The organism is Streptomyces sp. NPDC058000, assembly GCF_042886435.1.
In the GTDB taxonomy this organism is placed as follows: Bacteria; Actinomycetota; Actinomycetes; order Streptomycetales; family Streptomycetaceae; genus Streptomyces.
Genome location: NZ_JBHVQS010000055.1, coordinates 38,247 through 57,842 on the forward strand (window position 1 = coordinate 38,247; position 19,596 = coordinate 57,842).

At 71.7% G+C, this 19,596-nt stretch carries 18 protein-coding genes; 5 read left to right on the top strand and 13 right to left on the bottom strand.

Translation table 11 applies throughout. From position 1 onward, the window contains the following. Nucleotides 1–66: 66 nt before the first annotated feature. The 3 genes from ACFVT2_RS34535 to ACFVT2_RS34545 form a co-directional block, all read right to left on the bottom strand. Entirely contained in the window at nt 67–897 is an 831-nt protein-coding gene (locus ACFVT2_RS34535) for a ZIP family metal transporter (protein ID WP_390024479.1), read from the bottom strand. Between the two features lie 416 nt (nt 898–1,313). Beyond that, the gene (locus ACFVT2_RS34540; protein ID WP_390024480.1) at nt 1,314–1,709 is read right to left on the bottom strand and encodes a CD225/dispanin family protein; all 396 of its coding nucleotides are present in this window, start codon (nt 1,707–1,709) and stop codon (nt 1,314–1,316) included. Nucleotides 1,710–1,730: 21 nt separating this feature from the next. Then, nucleotides 1,731–2,648 (bottom strand): TIR domain-containing protein, encoded by a 918-nt coding sequence (locus ACFVT2_RS34545; protein ID WP_390024482.1) that lies wholly within the window; start codon nt 2,646–2,648, stop codon nt 1,731–1,733. Between the two features lie 225 nt (nt 2,649–2,873). Between ACFVT2_RS34545 and ACFVT2_RS34550 the strand changes: the two genes are divergently transcribed. Then, complete coding sequence (locus ACFVT2_RS34550) at nt 2,874–4,886, top strand: DUF4231 domain-containing protein (protein ID WP_390024484.1); 2,013 nt, start codon at nt 2,874–2,876, stop codon at nt 4,884–4,886. A gap of 110 nt (nt 4,887–4,996) precedes the next feature. Then, nucleotides 4,997–6,520, top strand: a complete 1,524-nt coding sequence (locus ACFVT2_RS34555) for a hypothetical protein (protein ID WP_390024486.1) — start codon at nt 4,997–4,999, stop codon at nt 6,518–6,520. 34 nt (nt 6,521–6,554) lie between these two features. On the opposite strand, the gene ACFVT2_RS34560 is transcribed toward ACFVT2_RS34555, so the two are convergent. The 5 genes from ACFVT2_RS34560 to ACFVT2_RS34580 form a co-directional block, all read right to left on the bottom strand. Further along, nucleotides 6,555–8,129 (bottom strand): alpha/beta hydrolase, encoded by a 1,575-nt coding sequence (locus tag ACFVT2_RS34560; protein ID WP_390024488.1) that lies wholly within the window; start codon nt 8,127–8,129, stop codon nt 6,555–6,557. 240 nt (nt 8,130–8,369) lie between these two features. Further along, nucleotides 8,370–8,765: a GNAT family N-acetyltransferase gene (locus ACFVT2_RS34565; protein WP_390024490.1), complete on the bottom strand. Its 396-nt coding sequence runs from the start codon at nt 8,763–8,765 to the stop codon at nt 8,370–8,372. A gap of 126 nt (nt 8,766–8,891) precedes the next feature. Then, entirely contained in the window at nt 8,892–10,373 is a 1,482-nt protein-coding gene (locus ACFVT2_RS34570) for an NADH-ubiquinone oxidoreductase-F iron-sulfur binding region domain-containing protein (protein ID WP_390024492.1), read from the bottom strand. Then, nucleotides 10,370–11,236: a hypothetical protein gene (locus ACFVT2_RS34575; protein WP_390024494.1), complete on the bottom strand. Its 867-nt coding sequence runs from the start codon at nt 11,234–11,236 to the stop codon at nt 10,370–10,372. Before ACFVT2_RS34575 ends, ACFVT2_RS34570 begins: the two co-directional genes overlap by 4 nt. Before the next feature lie 587 nt (nt 11,237–11,823). Continuing rightward, nucleotides 11,824–12,984: a ferritin-like protein gene (locus ACFVT2_RS34580; protein ID WP_390024496.1), complete on the bottom strand. Its 1,161-nt coding sequence runs from the start codon at nt 12,982–12,984 to the stop codon at nt 11,824–11,826. A gap of 328 nt (nt 12,985–13,312) precedes the next feature. Between ACFVT2_RS34580 and ACFVT2_RS34585 the strand changes: the two genes are divergently transcribed. Beyond that, nucleotides 13,313–13,954 (top strand): LysE family translocator, encoded by a 642-nt coding sequence (locus ACFVT2_RS34585; protein ID WP_390024498.1) that lies wholly within the window; start codon nt 13,313–13,315, stop codon nt 13,952–13,954. Nucleotides 13,955–14,013: 59 nt separating this feature from the next. On the opposite strand, the gene ACFVT2_RS34590 is transcribed toward ACFVT2_RS34585, so the two are convergent. After that, nucleotides 14,014–15,192, bottom strand: coding sequence for an amidohydrolase (locus tag ACFVT2_RS34590; RefSeq protein WP_390024500.1), 1,179 nt, complete (start codon nt 15,190–15,192; stop codon nt 14,014–14,016). After that, a complete protein-coding gene (locus tag ACFVT2_RS34595; protein ID WP_390024502.1) occupies nt 15,189–16,568 on the bottom strand; it encodes an MFS transporter in 1,380 nt (459 codons plus the stop codon). The genes ACFVT2_RS34590 and ACFVT2_RS34595 overlap by 4 nt, the downstream gene beginning before the upstream one ends. A 184-nt stretch (nt 16,569–16,752) precedes the next feature. Between ACFVT2_RS34595 and ACFVT2_RS34600 the strand changes: the two genes are divergently transcribed. After that, nucleotides 16,753–17,769 carry an Lrp/AsnC family transcriptional regulator gene (locus ACFVT2_RS34600; protein WP_390024504.1) on the top strand — a complete coding sequence of 339 codons (1,017 nt, stop codon included), beginning with the start codon at nt 16,753–16,755 and terminating at the stop codon, nt 17,767–17,769. Nucleotides 17,770–17,815: 46 nt separating this feature from the next. On the opposite strand, the gene ACFVT2_RS34605 is transcribed toward ACFVT2_RS34600, so the two are convergent. From ACFVT2_RS34605 to ACFVT2_RS34615, 3 genes are all read right to left on the bottom strand, one after another. Then, nucleotides 17,816–18,784 carry a nitronate monooxygenase gene (locus ACFVT2_RS34605; RefSeq protein ID WP_390024506.1) on the bottom strand — a complete coding sequence of 323 codons (969 nt, stop codon included), beginning with the start codon at nt 18,782–18,784 and terminating at the stop codon, nt 17,816–17,818. Nucleotides 18,785–18,903: 119 nt separating this feature from the next. Beyond that, nucleotides 18,904–19,038 carry a hypothetical protein gene (locus tag ACFVT2_RS34610; protein WP_390024512.1) on the bottom strand — a complete coding sequence of 45 codons (135 nt, stop codon included), beginning with the start codon at nt 19,036–19,038 and terminating at the stop codon, nt 18,904–18,906. Continuing rightward, nucleotides 19,038–19,214: a DoxX family protein gene (locus ACFVT2_RS34615; protein WP_390024508.1), complete on the bottom strand. Its 177-nt coding sequence runs from the start codon at nt 19,212–19,214 to the stop codon at nt 19,038–19,040. Before ACFVT2_RS34615 ends, ACFVT2_RS34610 begins: the two co-directional genes overlap by 1 nt. 17 nt (nt 19,215–19,231) lie before the next feature. On the opposite strand from ACFVT2_RS34615, the gene ACFVT2_RS34620 reads away from it, so the two are divergent. Next, nucleotides 19,232–19,384: a hypothetical protein gene (locus tag ACFVT2_RS34620; protein WP_390024510.1), complete on the top strand. Its 153-nt coding sequence runs from the start codon at nt 19,232–19,234 to the stop codon at nt 19,382–19,384. Nucleotides 19,385–19,596: the final 212 nt, after the last annotated feature.

Sequence of the window (19,596 nt, forward strand, 5' to 3'; positions counted from 1 at the left end):
GCGTCGGCCGCCCGGGGATCCTCCTGGCGGGCGGCCGACGGTGGGGGATTTCTCCGCCCAGCAGGTTCAGGCTCCGGCTGCCGTGACCACCGCGTCCGTGGCGAAGCCGAGGAGGAGGCCGACGAAGATGCCCCAGGTGGTGAGCGTCTTCAGGCCGGTCTTGCGGGCGACGGCCAGCAGCTCGATGACCACGTAGAGGATGGAGCCGGCGGCCAGGCCGAGGAAGGCGATGGACAGGGTGTCGTTGACCAGGTGCTGGCCGACGATGGTGCCGAGGAAGGTGGGGCCGCCGCCGATCAGGCCCAGCCAGAGCAGGGTGGTCCAGGTCGGGCGCTCGCCTTCGGCGGCGAGTGGGGCGACGATGCCGAAGCCTTCGGTGGCGTTGTGCAGGCCGAAGCCGATGATCAGCAGCACTGCGAGGGAGAGCTCGCCCTGGGCGGCGGAGTTGCCGATCGCCAACCCTTCGGCGAAGTTGTGCAGTCCGATGCCGGTCGCGATCATCAGGGCCAGCGAGCTCGCCTGGCTTCGGATCTTGGGCGCCGATTCGGTGGTGCTGGCCTCGCCGGACCCGGCGGGGGTGCCGGCGGCTGCCTGGCGCCGACGGGCGATCCAGGCGTCGTAGTGCACGAGCCCCACCAACCCGATCCCCAGCCCGGCGGCCAGGACGAGCCCGCCGGTGGCGACAGGCCCCCAGTGGTGCTTGCTCAACCCCTCGTCGATGGGTTCCCAGGCATGGGTCAGAACGTCCCATACGAGGAAGAGCAGGATGCCGATGGCGACGGCGTTCAGCCCGCCCTTCAGGCGGGGCGTCGGTTTGCGGAGTCGACCGATCGGCAGGCCCAGGTAAATGGTGAATCCGGCGATGGCGCCGAGTAGAGCGATGTGCGCGCTGGACATGGGGACTCCGGTCGGAAGGGGTGGGGACGAGCGCAGACACTAGGCCAGGCAAGCCTTACCTAACAATCCCACCGGTCGGTTTTGGTGGAAGCTTGGTGAAGTCATGACCCCCCGGCAAGCGAGGCGGCCACGCGGCTCCGCGCTATGGCCGCTCATGTGGCCCGCGCTACGGCAGAACTCCTTGAGCCCGCAGAGGAGGACATCGGTCGAGCTGCGCTTCGCCCCGCCCTGGGCCAGGCGCAGTCGGCCGGGAAACCCGTGAGGATCGCGACGGCTCAGTTCAGTTCAGCTCGGCTCAACGCCTGCGCCAGACCATGGATTTGGGGCATATCCGCCCCAACGACCCCCTCCAACCACGACCCCGCTGTACCTACATACGACGCCGCTCCATGGACCCACGACGGCGAACCGAGCACCTAGTGGGGCGAGGAACCGCCGCCCCCGCTGTTGCCGAGGGCGATCAGGGCGATCCAGACTGCCAGACCGATGCCGATCCCGACCAGGTTGACGATGAGGGCGGACTTCGACGCCTGCCGGGCGCGGACCGCGTCTCCGTAACCCCAGCGGGTGGAGACCTGCGCCGAGTAGTACATCCCCACGGCGCCGAAGAGGAGCCAGAAGAACAGGAAAGTGATGATCGACAGCCACCAGTAAGTGGGCGGTTTGGGACCCTGCGTGATCCTTGGTGCTCTCGTGTCGCGAGTGGGAGGCCGATGGTAGACGGGAGGCACGGTGGGGGGCGGGTAGTGCCGGCGGGGAGGAGGGTCGGGGGAGTTGCTGCGGTCGCCGGAGGACGGTCCTGGTGCGCTCATGGTGGTGGTTTCCCCTCGTCTTCAGAAGTTCGGGTCGTCGATGACCTTGCCGTCGTCGGAGGCTTGTCTGGTCCAGCAGCCGTTCCAGAACCACCGCAGTTGATGGCGGCCCGACGGGTCCGGATACCAGCCGGCCGGCGGCGAATCGGATTCCGGGGTCGTCGGCTCCGGCCGGGGACTCGCGGGTGCGGACGGCGTGGCGGGCGCTTCCTGCGGTCCCGGCCCGGGGGAGGGAACTTCCGACGGTTCCCCGCTCACATCCCTGAGCAGTGGGTCCAGGATCTGCCAGGCGGCATGACAGAGATCGGGGCGCCGTTGCAGTTCACGCAGCAGGGTGACGACGGCTTGGCGTTCCCTCTCCAGGTCCAGACGGCGACGCAACTCGGTGATCAGCCAGATCTGTTCGTCCAGCGACTGGGCCGTTGACCGTACGCGGTCTCGGAGATCGCCCAGGTAACTGGAGGGCACATCCGGGCGTTTGGGCATCGGGTCGGGCAGGGGCGGGGCGTAGGGCAGTCCGGTCACGGCGGTCGCGAGCTTGGCTCCGGCCAACGGGTCGGCCTGGGTGAAATCAACGAACTGCCGGCTGCTCAGCTCCCGCGGGAGGATGTCGGGCGTGACGGCTTCGACCATGACGGGCAGCGGCGGCTTGCCGAGTTCGGCTGCGTACTCGCGCTCCCGTTGAGCGGGGAGCGAATCGAAGAGCTGAGGTGAGAGCACGACGACGATGGCGTCGCACCCCTCGATCTCCGCGAGGATCCGGTCCCACCACGGCTTTCCGCCCTCGGACTCCAGCTCGCGATCCACCCAGGGGGCGTGCCGCAGCGCTCTGAGCACTTCCACCAGCCTCAGCACGGCCTCGCTGTCAGGGCGCGCGTACGAGACGAAGAGACGACGCCCTCCCGGAGCTCCTGCTGGCGTTGTCGATGTCATGGGCATCCCCACACGATGTGCGCCCGCGCTCCTGTGGCTCCCGACCCACGCTGCTGTGATTTCAGGTTAGCGCCGCCCCAGCGGACAGGCACGGGAGCGGCGGACAGCGGGCTGGAGCCGCCCGGTCACCGTGGGTACGGCGGAAGTTGCTGATGCGCGAGCCGGGGCGGCCGGAGATCCTGGGAAGGGGGCAGCACGTGTCGGGACCGGCGAGTTCTCCGAGGTGACCCGATGACCTTCGGATCCGGTGACGAGAGGGTTCGGGGACAGTCGGCCGCAACCGCAGAAGGCTGGACACCGACCGCATTTCCTCAGGAGCGGACGGTATTTCGACCGGGGGCCGAGGGCGGACGGGGCGCAGCGGGCCGGGTGGGAGCCCTGGACGCGGCGTTGTCCCGTCTGGGGCTGTTTCCGCCGGCCGAGCGGCGACCGGTGCTCGTGGTCAGCGGCGGAGCCGATGAAACCGGGCCGGGGGATCGACCAGGGCTGCGGAACGGAACAGGTACGAGGGTGCCGAGGCAGGTCGCCGCGGCGCTGGGTGCGGCGGTCGCGACGGCGACGGAGCTGAGTGGTGCGGTCCTGATCGACGACGGGCGCGGGTCGGTGGCCGCTGCCGCGTTGGCTGCCGACGGCGCACGGGGCACCGGCGGTCCACCGACCGTACTCGGTGTGGTCCCCGGGCACCGAGCGGGCGGACGGGGAGCGCTGGGCCACGGCGACCAGGAGCAGGGGCAGGGGCAGGAACAGGGGCCGGTACCGGGGCATACGCAGGTCATCGAGGTCGACGCGGCCGAGGGGGACACAGCTGCCGCCTGGAAACCGGCCGTGGCTGCCGCTCTGGCGGGGGGAGCGCCGGTGGTGACCGTTCTGGCGGGGGGCGGCCCGGCCGCCCGGGCGGAGCTGCTGTCGGCGGTGCACCGCGGCGTCCCGGTCTTCGTCCTGGCGTGGTCCGGCGGGCTGGCCGGGCAACTCGCCGAGCGCGGGCAGCGGTTGCACCGATCGGGCCGGGCCCGGTTGCCACACCGGCCGCATCGGGACGGCTCTCGGTCGCCGGCAGCCGACCACAAGGCGGAAGCGGAGGAGGGGGCAGGGCCAGAGACAGCGGTACAGACGCAGGCACAGGCACAGGCACACAGAGAGGAAGAGGCAGGCAAGGCGGACGAGACGGCCGAGGTGGAGGAGATCGTCCGCCACGGTGACCTACGGATGCTCTCCGAGCGGGACCCCAGTGCACTCGCGTGCCGTCTCGCCTGGGAGTTGCAGGACAAGCCGGTGCTCAAGGCCGCCTGGCAGACGTTCGCCACCTATGACTGGCTCGCCACCCGGCTGCGCCGGGCCTTCCAACGTTTGCAGGCGGTGATCCTCGTGCTCGGGGTCCTCGCCACGCTTCTCGCGCTGATCGACTCCGAGATCGGCGGGAAGAAGCTGCACTGGGTGGTCGTCGCGGTACCGGTCGCGGTCTCGGTCCTCATCGCCTGGGCCAGCCGCCACGCCCGCGGTCCGCGGTGGATCGCACTGCGCGCCGCGGCCGAGGACGTGAAGGCCGAGATCTATCGGCACCGGATCCTTGAGGGCGCCGCCGGTCCCGCAGAGGGCGGCGGGCGGACAGCCGCGGAGCGTCGTCGGCGGACGCTCCAGCGGCTCGGTGACATCGAGGGCCGGCTGGTCAGGACCAACGCCGGCACCGCTCCCCTCACTCCGTACCGCGGGCCGTTGCCGCCTCCGATGGCCGGCAGTGGCTGCGCCGATGACGGGCTGAGCCCGTTGACGGCCGCGCAGTACGTAGGGATGCGAGTGGGGGACCAGATCGCCTACTACCACTCCCGGGTTCGGCATCTGCACCGGGTGCGGACCGTGCTGGAAGCTCTGGCGATCTGTGCGGGAGCGGCGGGCACGCTGTTGGCGGCCGTCCAGGTCGATCCGTGGATCGGGCTGACCACCGGGGTGTCGACCGCTGCGCTGGCCGCCCTCGGCTATGTGCAGGCCGACGCCAACATCATGGCCTACAACCGAGCCGCCGGTGATCTTGAGGTGCTGAGGCAGCGTTGGGAAGCGCGTTCCCCCGAGGAGCAGGGGGCTCGCGCCGTCGTCGTCTTGGTCATGAAGACGGAGGCGGTCCTGAGGGGCGAGCGCGCCAGGTGGGTGCACCAGATGAGCGAGGTCCTCCAGGAACTGAAGGACAGACAGGACTTGGAAGCGCTGAAAAGGCCCGCGCCGCACGACGGTTCGGAAGGCACGCCATGAGCGTGGAGCCGTCGGGTACTGCGTCGCCCCCGGGTGGCGAAGGGCGCCTGCCGTTCACGCTCCGGGTCGGCGTGACCGGGCACCGCACTCTGGAATGTCCGGGCGACCTCGTGCCCGCGATCCAGGAGGCGGTCCGCGGGCTGAGGGCACGGCTGTCCGGCGTAACGGGACCGCTGCCAACGGTGCGCGTCCTCTCGGCGCTGGCGGAAGGTGCCGACCGGCTGGTTGCCACCGAGTTGCTGGAAGGGCCCGGAGCCACCCTGGAAGCGGTGCTGCCCCTGCCGCCCGACGACTACGTCAGCGACTTCGGCAGCGCGGAGTCACGGGCCGCGTTCCGCGCGCTCCTCGCCCGGTCCGCGGCCGTCTGGCAGGCGCCGGCGGCGGCGACGAGGGAGGAGGCGTACGAGCGGGCCGGGTACCACATCGTGGACCGGTGCGACGTGATGGTTGCCCTCTGGGACGGCCGCCCGGCCCGGGGGCGGGGCGGTACCGCGGCCATCGTGGGCTACGCACAGGAGCGCGGCGTGCCCCTGGCGTGGATCCGTACGACGGGTGAGCCGCGGGTGGAATACCGGCTGGAGGAGACCCGCGCCCGTGGAACGCGCGAAGCGGCGTACGAGTTCCGCCAGTACAACGCGGGCAGAGTGCGCGACTTCCGCCGGTTGGTACGCGTCGAGCGGGACCGGCTCAGGCCCGGGGCCGCGGGCCGATCGGCGGCCGTCGAGCAGGCCCACGAGGCCGTCGCCGACTGGATCGTTCCCTACTTCGTCCGGGCGGACGCCCTGGCATCGCGGCTGCACCGCCGTTTCCGCGTGGCGAGCGCGGCGATCTTCCTTATGGCGGCGGCGGCCGTCGTCGCCGTCGCCACCCAAGTCACCTTCCTTCCCCGGCACGACTGGATCACCGCGGTGGAGATCGTGCTGCTCGCTCTGCTGCTGGTGGTCCCGATCGCGACCCACCGGCGTCGGGTGCTCGACCGCTGGATCTCCTACCGGTTCCTGGCCGAACGCCTGCGGTCCGAGTACTTCTTCGCGCTGTGCGGAACGAGGAGCCGGAGGGCGCGCACCGATGGCGGAGGCGAGCTCTTCGACCCGTCCGAAGCATGGGTCAGACGGGCCGTGTTGGAGATCACCGCCCGCCGCCCGCCGGTTCGTCTGACGCCGGCGGACGTCCCCGCACTCAAGGAACACCTCAGCCAGCACTGGATCCGCGCCCAGATCCGCTACCACCAGCAGGCGGCCCGGCGGCACGGTGCCTGGGAGACCAGGCTGTACCTGACGACCAGCGTCATCTTCGGCATCACCCTGATCGCCGCTCTGCTGCACATGCTGGGCGCCGGTCAGGACGCGGACCACGACTCCCCGTGGGGGCTGCTCCTCATCGTGCTGTCGATCGGCATGCCGACCCTCGGCGCCGCCGTGCACGGCATCCGGACGCAGGCCCAGTTCCGGCAGCACAGCCAGCGCTACCTGCGGATGGCCCAGTTGCTGGAGGGCCTCGAAGGGAAGTTGCAGCGAGCCCGCACGCTGGAGCGGATCCGTGAGGTCGCGATCGAGACGGAGCGCGTCATGCGGGAGGAGACCAGTGCCTGGTTCGGCGTCATGCGTTTCCACGACATCGAGCTGATCTCCTGAGGCGCGGGCGCGGGGTCCCGCGCGGGGCGACCGGCTAGTGCGGGTTCGTCCCGGCTGTGCTCGGCACCGGGAGCGGGTTGGCGGTGCAGGTCGTGTCGGTGGGCGGGACCGTTCCGTCGACGAGGTAGCCCTCGACCAGGTTGTCGACGCATGCGTTGTGGTTCTGGAACTGTCCGTGATCGCCGCCGCCGTCGACCGTCACCAGGCGCGAGCCAGGCAGGGCCCGGTGGTCGCGCAGTGCGCCCTCGTAGTAAGTGGCGGGGTCATGTGTGGAGTTCAGCATGAGGATGGGGGGTAGGTCGCGCCCGGTGATGTGGATGTGGGGTGCGGTGGAGCGCGGCCAGGCGGCGCAGACCGCGGAGTAGGCCAGCGAGCGGGCGCCCACCAGCGGGTAGTCGCGTGTGGCGCGGCCGCTCTGCGCGGTCCAGTAGCCGGTGCTGCGGTTCCAGGGAGTGTCGTTGCAGACGACGGAGAAGAAGTCCGCCACGAAACCCGAGTCCATGGGGTGCGCCAGCGCCGTGGCGAGGGCCTGCTTGGCGGCGGGCGGTGCGGTATCGGGGTGTTCCAGGACCGTCAGAGCGGTGGCGAGCTTCTCGAAGCCCGGGTCGGCCTGGTAGATCGCGTTGCTGGTGGCGGCGTCCAACTGGTCGGGGGTGATGGTCGTCCCGTCGAGAACCAGCGGGTGTTCGTGCAGCCTGAGGCGCAGGTGCTCGAAGGTCTCCTTGGCCTCTGCGGCCGTGCGGCCTTGGTGGTACACGCCGTCGTTCTTCGCCAGCCAGGGGAGGAAGTCAGCTTCGAACCGGCGCTGGAAGCTGAACGGTTGGGCCTCCATGAACGACTGCCACGTGCCGGTGAAGTCGACGTTGCTGTCGAGGACCATGCGCGCCACGCGGTGCGGGAACTCGGTCGCGTAGGAGGCACCGAGGACGGTGGCGTAGGACGGACCGTAGTAGGAGAGCGTGTCGGCGCCGAGGAGGGACCGGTAGAGGTCCATGTCGTGCACGGCCTGCTCGGTGGTGATGTAGGGCAGCAGGCCCTTGGAGTGGCGTTGGCAGTCGCGGACGAAGGCGCGTGCCTGGGCGAAGGTCTTTTGGATCGCGTCGGCAGAACGGTCGCGTTTGTCGCCGGAGAAGTAGGCGTCGACGGCTGACTGGTCGGAGCAGGTGACCTTGGTGCTGCTGCCGACGCCACGCTGGTCGAAGCCGACGATGTCGTACGTGGCGGCGAGGCCGGGAGCGTAGGCCGCCAGACCTGCGGGCCGCTTGAGGCCAGAGGCTCCGGGGCCGCCGGCGGCCATCATCAGCACACCGCGTCGCTTGGCGGGATCGGTCGCCCGGTGCCGGGAGACTTCCACGGTCAGGCTGGGGCCCTGGTCGGGATGGTGCCAGTCCCGTGGCACGGTCATGGCCGCGCACTCCAGCCCGCCGGAGGCACAGGGCTGCCAGTCGAGATGCTGGTTCAGATAGCGCGCGGGTGTGCGCGCGGCGCCTGGTCGGGAGGCGTCCGCGGCCGATGCGCTGTCCGCCCGCGCGACCGGAAGGGCCGCTGCCGCGAGGAGTACGGATGCGGCGACGGCCGCCCAGCGCGTGGATTTCCCGGGTACGGGCATGTGTTCCCCCTTGAGGAATGTCGGTTCCCTCGATACTCGGCCGCCCGGACCCGGCGATCAATGAAGCCAACTTCCGTACTCGGGGTGGTGCTAGTACCACATCGGCCAGCCGGCAGGACACGGTCTGACCAGTCGCCGGCGCATTCGTCGGCGTCAGCGCCTGTCAGTCTCTGACCAGGCAGAAAGGAAACAGCTGAGGTTCGGTAGGGAGGCCGCCGCCGGAACGACCCCGGCGCCCGGTCAGAGCGCGATGAGGCCCGCGGTCGTCGGCTTGAAGCCGCAGGCGTCGAGGTAGAACGCCCGCAAGTCGTCCTCGAAGTCGACGTGCAGCCATGCGCACTGTGCCGCCCGGGCGCCTCGGACAGCTGCGTCGACGAGGCCGGCTCCGATCCCGGAGCGGCGAAGTTCCCCCTTGACCACGGTGTCCAGGACGAATGCGTGGGCCCCGCCGTCCCAGGCGACGTTGACGAAGCCGACCAGTTCGCCGTCGAGCCGAGCGCAAACCCAGCCGAGGCTGTGGCGGTGCACCTGCGCCAGCCAGTCGACGTCCAGGATCCGATGGTTGAAGCCCTCCGCGTGCAGCGCGTTGACGGCTGAGTTCTCCAACTCGCCTCGCCACTCGTATGTGATCGCCATGCGGTGAGCGTAGGCGGCCCCGGGCGAGGGCGAGCGCCGTGGCTCTTCCGCCTGGCTCGCCACAGCGCTGGTGCCGGCGCCAGGGCCAGCGTCAGTGCCGGCAGTCGCGCGGGGCCGCCGGAGGATTCACCCGCGGTGCCGGAGACGCAATGCCAGGGCCGGGCACTGGTTGACGGCACGGCGGGCGCCGTGTTCCTGCCAGGGGGAGACCGGGATGGTGGTGGAGGTGGGGTAGCCGTGCGGGCCGAGGCGGATGACGTCGGGGGCCAGTACCGCGCACAGGCCGTGGCCCGTGCAGCGGGACCAGTCCACTTCCAGCCGGGCGCCCTTTGCGCGCGGGAGGGGGAGCACGCCGCGCACGGGACGGCCACAGCCGGGCCCGGAGAGGTGCGCGTCGACGTCCTCGGAGAAGACGTCGAGCGCGGTGAGTACGAAGCGGGCCGTGCCGTCCGGGTGCGAACAGGCGCCACCGGCCTGGGCCGCGCCGAGGACACGGCGGGCGTCCTCCAGCGCCGAGGGCTCGGCGGCACCGGCGGCCAGCACGGCGAGGGCCTCGGCGGCGGCGGGCAGGCCGTGCTTGCACGGTCCGCACTGGCCGGCGGACTCGGCCGCCAGCCAGGCCGCGACCTGGGCGGTCTCGCCGAGCGGGCAGGTGTCGTTGGGGAGCGCGACGACGGCGCCCGCACCGAGGGTTCCGCCGAGGTCGGCGAGTCCGGCGCGGGAGAGCGGCGCGTCGACGGCGTCCGACGGGTGCAGCCAGGCACCGTGGTAGCCGCCCACCAGCACCCCCGCGCCCGGCTGGAGGCCGCAGGCGTCCAGGACCGGGCCCAGCCGGGTGCCGGTCGGAACCTCGACCACCAGCGGACCGGCGCCCGGCCGGTTGACGGTGAGCAGGACCGTGCCGGGTTCGGCGGCGGTGCCGACGGCGGCGTGGGCATCGGGTCCGAGCCGGGCCGCGATGGCGAGTTGGGCCCAGGTCTCGGCGTTGGAGAGGAGCGTCGGACGGCGGCGCACCCCGCCCGCTCCGCCGTCGGCCGCGCGGGCCTTCAGCGGCGGCGGCACCGCCGGCAGACCGTTGACGCCACGGATCAGGGCCCCGGACTCGCCGGAGACGAAGCGTTCGGGCAGGCACACGGTCCGGGCCGGGCAGGGAAGTTCGCGTTCGGCGAGGGCGGCCGGGACCGATATCTCGCCGGGGCTGCCCGCGGCGACACCGATCACGATCTCCTCGGCACCGAACGCGGCCGCGGCCAGGCAGGCGCCGTCCAGCACCAGATGCGGCGCGCGGCCGAGCAGCATCGTGTCCTTGGCGCTGGACGGTTCGCCCTCGGCGCCGTTCACCACGATGACGGGCGGCGCGCCGGTGCGGTCGGCGGTGGCCAGTGTGGCCCGGGCCTTGCGGGCGAACGGGAAACCGGCGCCGCCGCGGCCGGGCAGCTCGACGGCCGCGGCCAGGGCGAGCAGACCGTCCCGGTCCGGTGGGGGGAGTGGCGGGTGGACGCGGGTGTGCGCGGCGAGGTCCAGGCGCTGGTGGCGGTCCAGGCCGGCGGTCAGCCGGGCCGAACCCAGCCAACGCACCTCGGGCAGCTCCAGCGGGGCGGCCTTCACTCGCCGCTCCTCGGTTGGGCCAGCCGGAAGGGCCGGGGCGCTGGCCCTGCGGCGTGCTTGGGCTGCCTGGCCGGGCCGGCACTCTGCGTGGGCCGGGGAGCCGCCGCCGTCGGTGCCGCGGCCCAGGCCATCGGACGGGCGCGGGTGAGGGGCCGGGCGGGCCGCGTGGACAGGGCTGCCAGCGCGGCCGGGCGGGCGGAAGCGGGCCGGTACGCCCTGGCGTCGCGCCGGCGCCGGCGCCGGGTCCGGTGGCGGCCCACGTAGGAAAGCGCGCGGACCAACAGCGCGAGCGCCACCAGGGCCGCGCACAGGCCGTAGCCCCAGAGCACCCACGGGTGTGCCTTGCGCCCCGCCGTCAGCCCGTGCGCCAGCGCGATCGGCCAGCAGGCGTACGCCGTCGAGTGCAGCACCCGCCACAGCCAGGGGCGGCGGCTGCCGGCGAACCGACCGCGGAGCACACCGGTGGCCGCGATCAGGACGAGCAGGTCGGCGGCGACGGTGCCCAGGCTCACCGCGAGGGCGGCGCCACCGGTGAACGGGACCACCGCGGTCTGCGGGGCGGCGTGCCGCTCGGCGATCTTGACCGCGATGTGGGTGGCCAGGAAGCCGAGCGCCGCGACGGCGCTCGCCCGGTGCACCGACTGCACGGCGACCCGGAGCCGGGGGGTGAGCACCAGCCGATCCGTGGCGGCGAGCCCGCACGTCACTACGGCGGTCAGCGAGAGCAGGGTGAAGACACCGGCGAAGTGGTCGAGGAAGGTCATCATCCGGGCGGCTGCTCCGGCCGACGCGGCGCCGACCGAAGGATGGGCGAGCAGGGCGAGGCTGGAGATGGGGCACCTTCTTCCTTGCGCTCGGGTCACACAGCCGAGGCCGTGGCGGGGCCGGATCGGGATCCGGCCCGGATGCCCACGTCGGAGAGGACACCGCCGGGTGTGGCACGGCGGCCCTACACGACAGCGCACATTGTTAGCGCGTACCCCAGCCAGTCACAACGGTCCGTGATACGGCCCACGACCGTAGCGAGCCCAGGCATCCGCGCCGGTTTCCGGAAGGCAGGCGGGGAGTTGGGGTCTACGGTCGCGCGTAGTAGAGGGCGGGAGTGGTGTGAGCAGGCTCACCCGCGCGGGAACCGTGGGCCGCGCCAAGATCCCCACCCAGGCGATCGGCTGGGGCGGGGGCAGGCTGCGGCCGCGGGTGACCGGCAACTGCCCCGGCCGCCGCCCCGCCGCAGGCCGACTGTGCGGCTGTCGGCGAAGGGGGAGGGGGAGGGCACGCCAGCCGTAGCCGTAGCCGCAGCCGCAGCCGCTGGTGTGGGTGTCTGTGGGTGTCTGCGGGTGTCTGTGGGCGGGCCCGAGGACCTGTGTTGGCGACTCCTCGCACGTCAACGGCGCCGCGCAGAAGCCTCCTGTGAGCAGAAGCCTCCCGTGCGGCGCCGTGCCTGCGGATATCAACTCAACCGGTCATGGGCGGGGAACGGGCGGAACTCGGGGCCGTAGGTGCCCGCGGCGTTGGGGATCTCGATCTCCATCAGTTCCACGGCAGGGGTTTCCAGCCCGCGCATGGCGTGGACTGCCGCGTTCAACGCGCGGTGACCGCCGCCGTCCCAGGCCCTGTCGAGGGTTGTGAGCACGTCGTGGTAGTTGGCGTCGAAACGGTCCAGGAGCTGCCGAACGTGATCCGGGGGGTCGGGCCAACCATCAGCCGGTACCCGGGCCATGGGGCGGACGTCCGGGAACGGTACGGGCGCTCCGCTGAACTCCGATTTGCCTCCCACCGTGCGCAGCTGTCGTCCGTGGTAGATCTCACCGAAAGCGTAGTAATGCGCCGGATGGTCGTCCTCGAAGGTGTCGGAAGGGGAGCTGGCGGTGCCCTCGCCCTGCTCCTTGACGATCTCGATGGAGCGCTCGACGTCGTCGAGGTTCTCGACCGGCCTCAGCACGTCCGAGCCGATGTGCTCGGACAGTTGCTCTCGCGTCGAGAGTTCGGGCGCCGTCTTCCGGAACGCCTTCTGTAGATCGCTGTAGAAGAGGCCAATGCTGAGCGAGTTGCCCACGCCCTGGGCGAGCGGGGCTTCGGGAGCCTCGATCGCCATCATCACGTCGTGCACGAGTGACTTGGTGAGCCCTGACAGGTACACGTTGACGTCGGCCCGCACACCGCCGGGCAGGGGGCCTGGGTAGGTGGGCGCCGCATCAATGATGTTCGGACGCCCGCCCACCGCAACAAGCAGGTTGGACACCACGCCCAAGTGGTACATCTCGTCGCCGACGATGCGGCGGAGCAACCGGGCGGCCTCGCTACCGCGGTCCTTGATGGACCACCAGCCGCACAAGTACACGGGAATGGTGGCGAGTTCGAGCTCCACGGCGGCTTGGAGGGCCGACCTGATCCAGGTCACCCCGCGGTCCTCTTCGGGAACGGCGAGGAGACGCTGCACGGAGCCGTGGTGGGGCGTGGGGGGAGGTCCGTCCGTCGGCAGCTCGGTGGCCTGCGCGGCACTGGCCGCCGACGCCGGTGCGGCGGCCGCAAGAGCAGCCGATGCCAGGAAACTCCGGCGCTTGAACCGGGAGCCTGCCAGCGTGTTCGGAGTTTCTTCCGCGTCAGTCACCGTTGCCTCCGTTCGCAACCATGGCCCCGCCTCGGCTGCAGTTGCCTGGGTTCCTTCGGACAGTTCGCGAAGCTAGCAGCCACCACAATCGTTCCTGGCGGGCACGGCTCCAGGCAGCGCATCCACCACCCTGTCGGTCCAGTCGGCGGCGTGTGGTGGCGCCGGGACGATCCGGCAGTCACCGGGTCGGCGGCCCGGTCGACCAGTCCGCGCAGGCAGGAGCGCTCCCGGCTCTCCGACCCTGACCCGTCGGACAGGTCCTAGAGCGGACGGCCCGCCATCTGTTTGGATGCCCGCTGGACAGCACTCCAGGAGGTGAGGGACTCACATGGCGTCCACGGAGAACATTCTCGCGTTCGCGGCGATGTCGCTACTGGTGATCGTGATTCCGGGGCCGAGCGTGCTGTTTGTGATCGGCAGGGCCCTCGCGCACGGCCGCCGCACGGCGCTCGCGACGGTCCTCGGCAACCTGATCGGCTCCTACGTCCTGGTGCTCACTGTGGCGTGGGGCCTCGGCGCGCTGGTCGAGAACTCGGCCGCGGTGTTCACGGGCGTGAAGCTGGCAGGAGCGGTGTATCTCATCTATCTGGGCGTGCAGGCGTTCCGGCACCGTAAGGAGATGCGCGCGGCCAAGCTGGAGGCTCCGGCGGGTGCGCGTCGCAGCGATCTGCGCACGGTCCTGGACGGGATTTTCGTGGGCGTCACCAACCCGAAGGGACTCGTCTTCTTCGCGGCGGTGCTCCCGCAGTTCGTGGACCACTCGGCTGGTCATGTTCCCCTCCAGATGTCGGAGTTGGGCTTGGTCCCGGTCGCCATCGGCCTGATCACGGACACCCTGTGGGGCCTGTGCGCCTCGGCGGCCCGTTCCTGGTTCGCCCGCTCGGACCGCCGCCTGTCGATGGTCGGCGGGGCGGGTGGCCTGGCGATGATCGGGCTGGGCGTGACGGTGGCGGCGGGCCGCGCCGACTGAGGACTGTGGGGCGGATCCCCCGGCCCCCTGTGCCGCACCGCGCGGGTACGAGCCGCCGGCTAACTCCGTTGCCGCTTCCGCACCCCGTCGAGCAGCCGGCTCCGCTGGGTCGGCGACGTCGCCAGAACGACGGCGGTCAGGGCGAGCGCGGTCGCCCCGTCGAGCACCGCCCGGTCCGCGCCCGCGCTCTTGCCGTACGCGGTGAACTCGGGAGTGTGCTGCTGGGCGCCGCCCGTGTCGTAGCCGATCGTGGGGTGGATCGTGGGAATGAGCTGCGAGACGTTGCCCATGTCCGTCGACGCCATCGACTCGCCGTGCCGCGGGATCGCCGTACGGCCCAGTCCGCCGAGGACTCCGGCGTACACCTCCGTCAGGTCCTGGTCTTGGCGCAGGTCGGCGAAGTCCCTTCCCCACGGCTGTAGTTGGAGTTCGGCTCCGGTGGCCAGGGCCCCGGCCTCGAAGCAGGCGCGCACCCGCTGCCACGCCGTTGCGAGCTGCTCCACGTTCAGCGCCCTGACCTCGCAGCGCGCGCGGGTGCGGGCCGGGATGACGTTCACGGCCTGCCCGCCGTCGGTGACGATCCCGTGCACGACCACACCGGGCGGCAACTGTTGGCGGAGCAGACCTATCGCGGTGTGGGCGACGGTCAGCGCGTCGAGGGCGTTGACGCCTTCCCAGGGGGCGAGCGCGGCATGCGAGGGCCTGCCGAGGTAGGTGACGTCCCAGGCACCGATGGCCAGGGAGGAGGCGCCGACACTGTCCTCCGGGGCGGCGTGCACCATCATCGCGGCGGCCACGTCGTCGAAGACCCCGGCATCGAGGAGGAGCACCTTCCCTCCGATGTCCTCCTCCGCGGGGGTGCCGATCAGCTTGACGGTCAGGCCGAGTTCGTCCGCGGCGGCGGCGAGCGCGAGCGCGGCGCCGACGGCCGCGGCTCCGTTGACGTTGTGCCCGCAGGCGTGACCGATGCCGGGCAGGGCGTCGTACTCGGCACAGAACCCGATGACGAGGTCGCCGGTTCCGCGGGTGGCGACGAGGGAGGTGGGGAGGTCGGCGACGCCCCGGGTGACGGTGAAGCCCCCCGCCTCCAACAGGCCGGCGATCTTCGCCGCCGAGCGGTGCTCCTGGAGAGCGGTCTCGGGTTCGTCATGCAGGCCGTGGCTGAGGGCCACGAGCCGCTCGCTCCAGGAACGCACGGCTTCGGTCACCGTCCCGTGCACGGCCGAAGTGTCCGTCATGCGAGCTCTCCCTTCTGCGCCGGCTGCCGTACGTACGTCGCGTCCGCCGCGTGGGGGCCGCGGTAGCGCAGCGCGAGGGCCGTGCCGACCAGCGCCGCGCACGCGCAGGCGCCCCAGCCCCACAGGTAGCCGGACTCGGCGATGCGCGTGGTGCCGTGCACGACGTGGGCCGCGAAGGACGCGCCGATCACGGCGGCGCCGATGGCCGCGCCGAGGGACAGGGCCAGTTCGTTGAGGCCGACGGCGAGGGCGGTCTCCTGCCGTGCCACGACCTCCGCCGACAAGGTCCGCGTGATCGACTCGAAGAGCCCGGTCGCGAGCCCCACGACGAGGGCGGAGGGCACGTACTGGGCCAGCGTGTGGTGGAAGAGGACCATCCCCACGAATCCCAGCACGACGAGGCCGCTGCCCGAGGCGAGCACGGCGCGGTCGCCGAACCGCCGGGCGAGGCGCGGGGTCAGCGCGGCGCCGGCGAATCCGGCGCTCACCATGGCCAGCGAGAGGGTCGCGATGGCCTGCGGTCCCAGGCCCATGCCGTAGCCGGTCGCGGACCGTGCGGCGCCCAGGAAGAGGGCGTTGGCGCCGAGGAAGCCGATCGTGCCGAAGGCGGCGCAGAAGGTGTAACCGCTGACCAGGGCGAGGCGTGGATTGCCCAGCAACCGCACGCTGACCAGGGGATGCGCGGACCGCCGTTCGACCACCACCCAGGCCGAAAGGGCGACCACGGCCACCACGGCGAGCGCGACCGTGCGCGGTGCGCCCCAGCCCCAGGTACCGCCCTGCGCGAGGACCAGGACGAGCGCCACCAGGCCCGCGGTGAGCAGCGTTGCCGCCCCGTAGTGGAAGCGCCCGCCGTGCGGTGCGTCGCTGTCGGGCAGGACGAGGCCCGCGAGCACGGCGAGGGCGGCGACCGGGACGGCCACCCATAGGCCCGCCTCCGCGTGCCGCTCGCTGAGCGCGCCCGCCACCAGGCCGCCCACACCGATCGCGATGAGCAGGACCCCCACGAGTAGGGAGATCCCGGTGCGATTGCGCTCCGGAGCGCGGGCGCGGAGGATGCCGACGAGGAGCGGGAAGAAGCCGACCAGGGCGCCCTGGAGCACGACGCCGACGGCGAGGGTCACGGCGGAGGGCCGCACGGCGATCAGGAGCGAACCGCCCGCCACCATCGCGAGGGCCACCCGCAGGAGCCTGCGGTGCCCGTACAGGTCGCCGAGCCGGGAGAGCAGCGGCGTCATCACCGCGAAGGCCAGTTGGGACAGCAGGTAGATGTTGTTCTGTCCCACGGTGCCGATGTGGAGGCGCAGGCCGACCTCGGGCAGCAGCGGCGTCAGGTAGCCCTGGACGATGCCGCTGAAGAGGACGACGACGGCCATCGTCGCGAGGAGGCCCGCGCCGGAGCTAAGCGCCCCTGGCCCGCGCCCCGTTCCCCATGTGTGTGTGGACACAGCTTCACCTCTGGATCATCTGGTGGCCGGAACCGAATGTGGTGGCTACTGTGCGGGCCGAGGCGCGAACGACCCCGAATATTCATGGATTCGTACGTACGGAGTGCTTGTGATGCGAGAAACGGTCACCGCCAGCGAACTCGACCTCGCCCTGGTGAACGCCCTCCAGCTGCGGCCCCGGGCCTCGTGGACGGAACTGGCGCCATTGCTCGGCGTGACCGCGGGCACGCTGGCGCGGCGTTGGGAGCGGCTGGCCGGGGCGGGGCTCGCCTGGGTGTACGCGGCTCCCGGGCGGGAGTTCACCCGCAACCGCTGCACGGCCTTCGTCCTGCTGCGCTGCCGCCCCCAGGAGCGGTCCCGACTGTTGACGGATCTGGGCGCGCTCCCGGAAGTCGTGACGATCGAGCTCACCGGGCCGGGCAGCGCCGACCTGCTCCTCGATGTGCTGGCCCCTGACTGGCCCTCGCTCACCCGGTTTCTGCACGAGAAGCTCGACCGGCTGCCCGGCATCGTCTCGGTGAGCGCTCTGTTCGCCACCTCGCTGTACGTCGAGGGCAGCCGCTGGCGCCTGCGCTCCCTGGATCCCGCCCAGTTGACGGCGCTCGGCAGTGCGGCGGCGGCCCGGGAGCCGACCCGTACTCTCGCACTCGATCCCGTCGACCGGTGTCTGCTCGACGAGTTGGTCCGCGACGGCCGCCTCGGACTGGCCGAACTCGCCGAGCGCACGGACGCCAGCCCGGCCACCGTCCGCCGCCGCCTGCGCCGCCTCACGGACTCCGCGGTCCTGACCTTCCGCTGCGACGTCGCCTCCGCGCTCGCCGGCCGTCCGGTGCCGGTATCCCTGCTCGGCCAGGTGCCCGCGCGGGACATCGGCACCGTCCACCGCACCCTCGCCGCCCTGCCCGAGTGCCGCCTGGTCGCGGCCGTCACCGGTCCCGCGAACATCTTCGCCACGCTCTGGGTGCACGATCTCGGAGACATCCAGCGGCGCGAGATCGCCCTGTGCGCCCGCCTGCCCACCCTCACGGTGACCGACCGCATCGTCGGCCTGCGCACGGCCAAGCGCATGGGCCATCTCCTCGACGAGGAGGGGCGCCGCATCGGCATTCAGCCGATCTCGCCCTGGTAGCCGAGGCCGCTCGCGGGCCCCTCAGCCGCCTTCGCCGTGAGTGCGTTCAGCGTCTGCCGGCGCGGGCCAGTGCGTCCGCTGCTTGGGCGGCCAGGGTGCCGACCAGATCGGCCGCGGACGGCAGGTCGTTGATGAGGTCGACGGCCTGGCTGGCCCACTGCGGCAGGGTGGGTATCTCGCCTCGGGCCACGGCGTACTGGTACTCCTGCTGGGCGTGGGGGGCGGTTGCGAGTTCGTTCTCCCGGCCCCGCCACGCGTCGAGGAACGGGTGGCCAAGGGTGCGCGCGGTGTACTTCGCCGGCCACTGCGAGCCGCGGGCGATGTCCAGCACCCTGTTGCGCTCGGTGTCCTCCCCGCGTCCCGCCACGATGGCCTTGGCCGTCGCGGGGGCGACCAGGGCCTCGGTCGTCGCTTGGAAGCGGGTGCCGAGCAGTGCTCCGGCAGCCCCCAGCGCCAGGGCGGCCGCCACACCGCGGCCGTCGGCGATCCCGCCGGCCGCCAGCACCGGCACGGGCGCTGCCAGGTCCACCACGAGGGGCACGAACGGCAGCGTGGACCGGCCGTGCCGGGCCCCATGACCGCCCCCTTCGGTGCCCTGCGCCACGATCACATCGGCGCCCAGATCCACCGCCCGCCGGGCCTCCTCCAGGTCGGTGACCTGAAGGATCAGCGCCGTGCCCGCGCTGCGGATGCGCTCCACGAACGGGCTGGGGTCGCCGAAGGACAACATCACCGCCGCCGGGTTGTGCTCCAGTGCCCGGGCGACCGTACCGACGTCGATCGCCCACGTCTGAAAGCCGATTCCCCAGGGTTTCCCGGCGCCCTCGGCGGCCAGGACAGGCAGTTCGCGGGCCAGCCAGTCCTGGTCGCCGTTCCCGCTGCCGAGCAGTCCGAGGCCGCCGCCGCGCGAGACCGCCGCCGTCAGGGCACCACCGGCCGACCCGCCCATAGGGGCCAGGGCGATCGGATGCTCCACGGCGAACAGTTCCGTGAACGCCGTTGACGATTCCCTCATCTCCCTCATCGCACTCCTCACTCACCCGCCATGCCGGGAGCAGCGAACTGCCCGCCGGCGGTCCTCTCACCGGACGCCCTTGCACACCTCACGAGCAGTGTTTCACCCTGCCGTCGCGGTCAGTTGAGGAAGGACTCGATTCCGAAGCGGCCCCACGCCACGAAACCGGCCAGGACGACATAGACCAGGTCCACCATCATGAGCTTGGTCTCATGGCGCCGGATGCGGGTGATCGCCGCACCCACCATGATCATCACCAGGCCGAGGGCAGCCAGCGGCACCAGAACCGGTCGATGTGGAGCACGGCGGGCAGGATCAGCCCCACCGCAGCCAGGACCTCCAGGGCTCCGATGGCCTTCACCCCACCGGCACTGAAGTCTTCGACCCATCGTGCACTGGCCCCGGCGGCGGCCAGCTTCTCCTTCGACATGATCACCTTGCGTCGTGATGTACGACGCCGAAGGGCGCGTGGCCAGCGTGGTCGAACTCGACATCGTCGACGGTGCGGTCCAGGCGATCCACTCCGTGTCCAACCCCGACAAGCTCGGCCATCTCGGACCCGTATCCGATATCGCCCGGCTGCCGGAGAAGAAGTCCTAGCGAGCGTGGGCCACGCCCGTCGGCGGTGTCGGCCCAGCGCCCGTGCAACACCCCTTCCCGGTGCGGCGGCGGCTCGTACGACCCTGCGCCGTGCGGATCCAACGGGGGACAGGAGTTGGCTAGGCAGTGTCTGATGGCTCTTTGACGAGATCACGGAGCCAGATCACGATGGCTGCGGTGGTCAGGGTGCCGTGGAAGATGTAGTCGCGTTT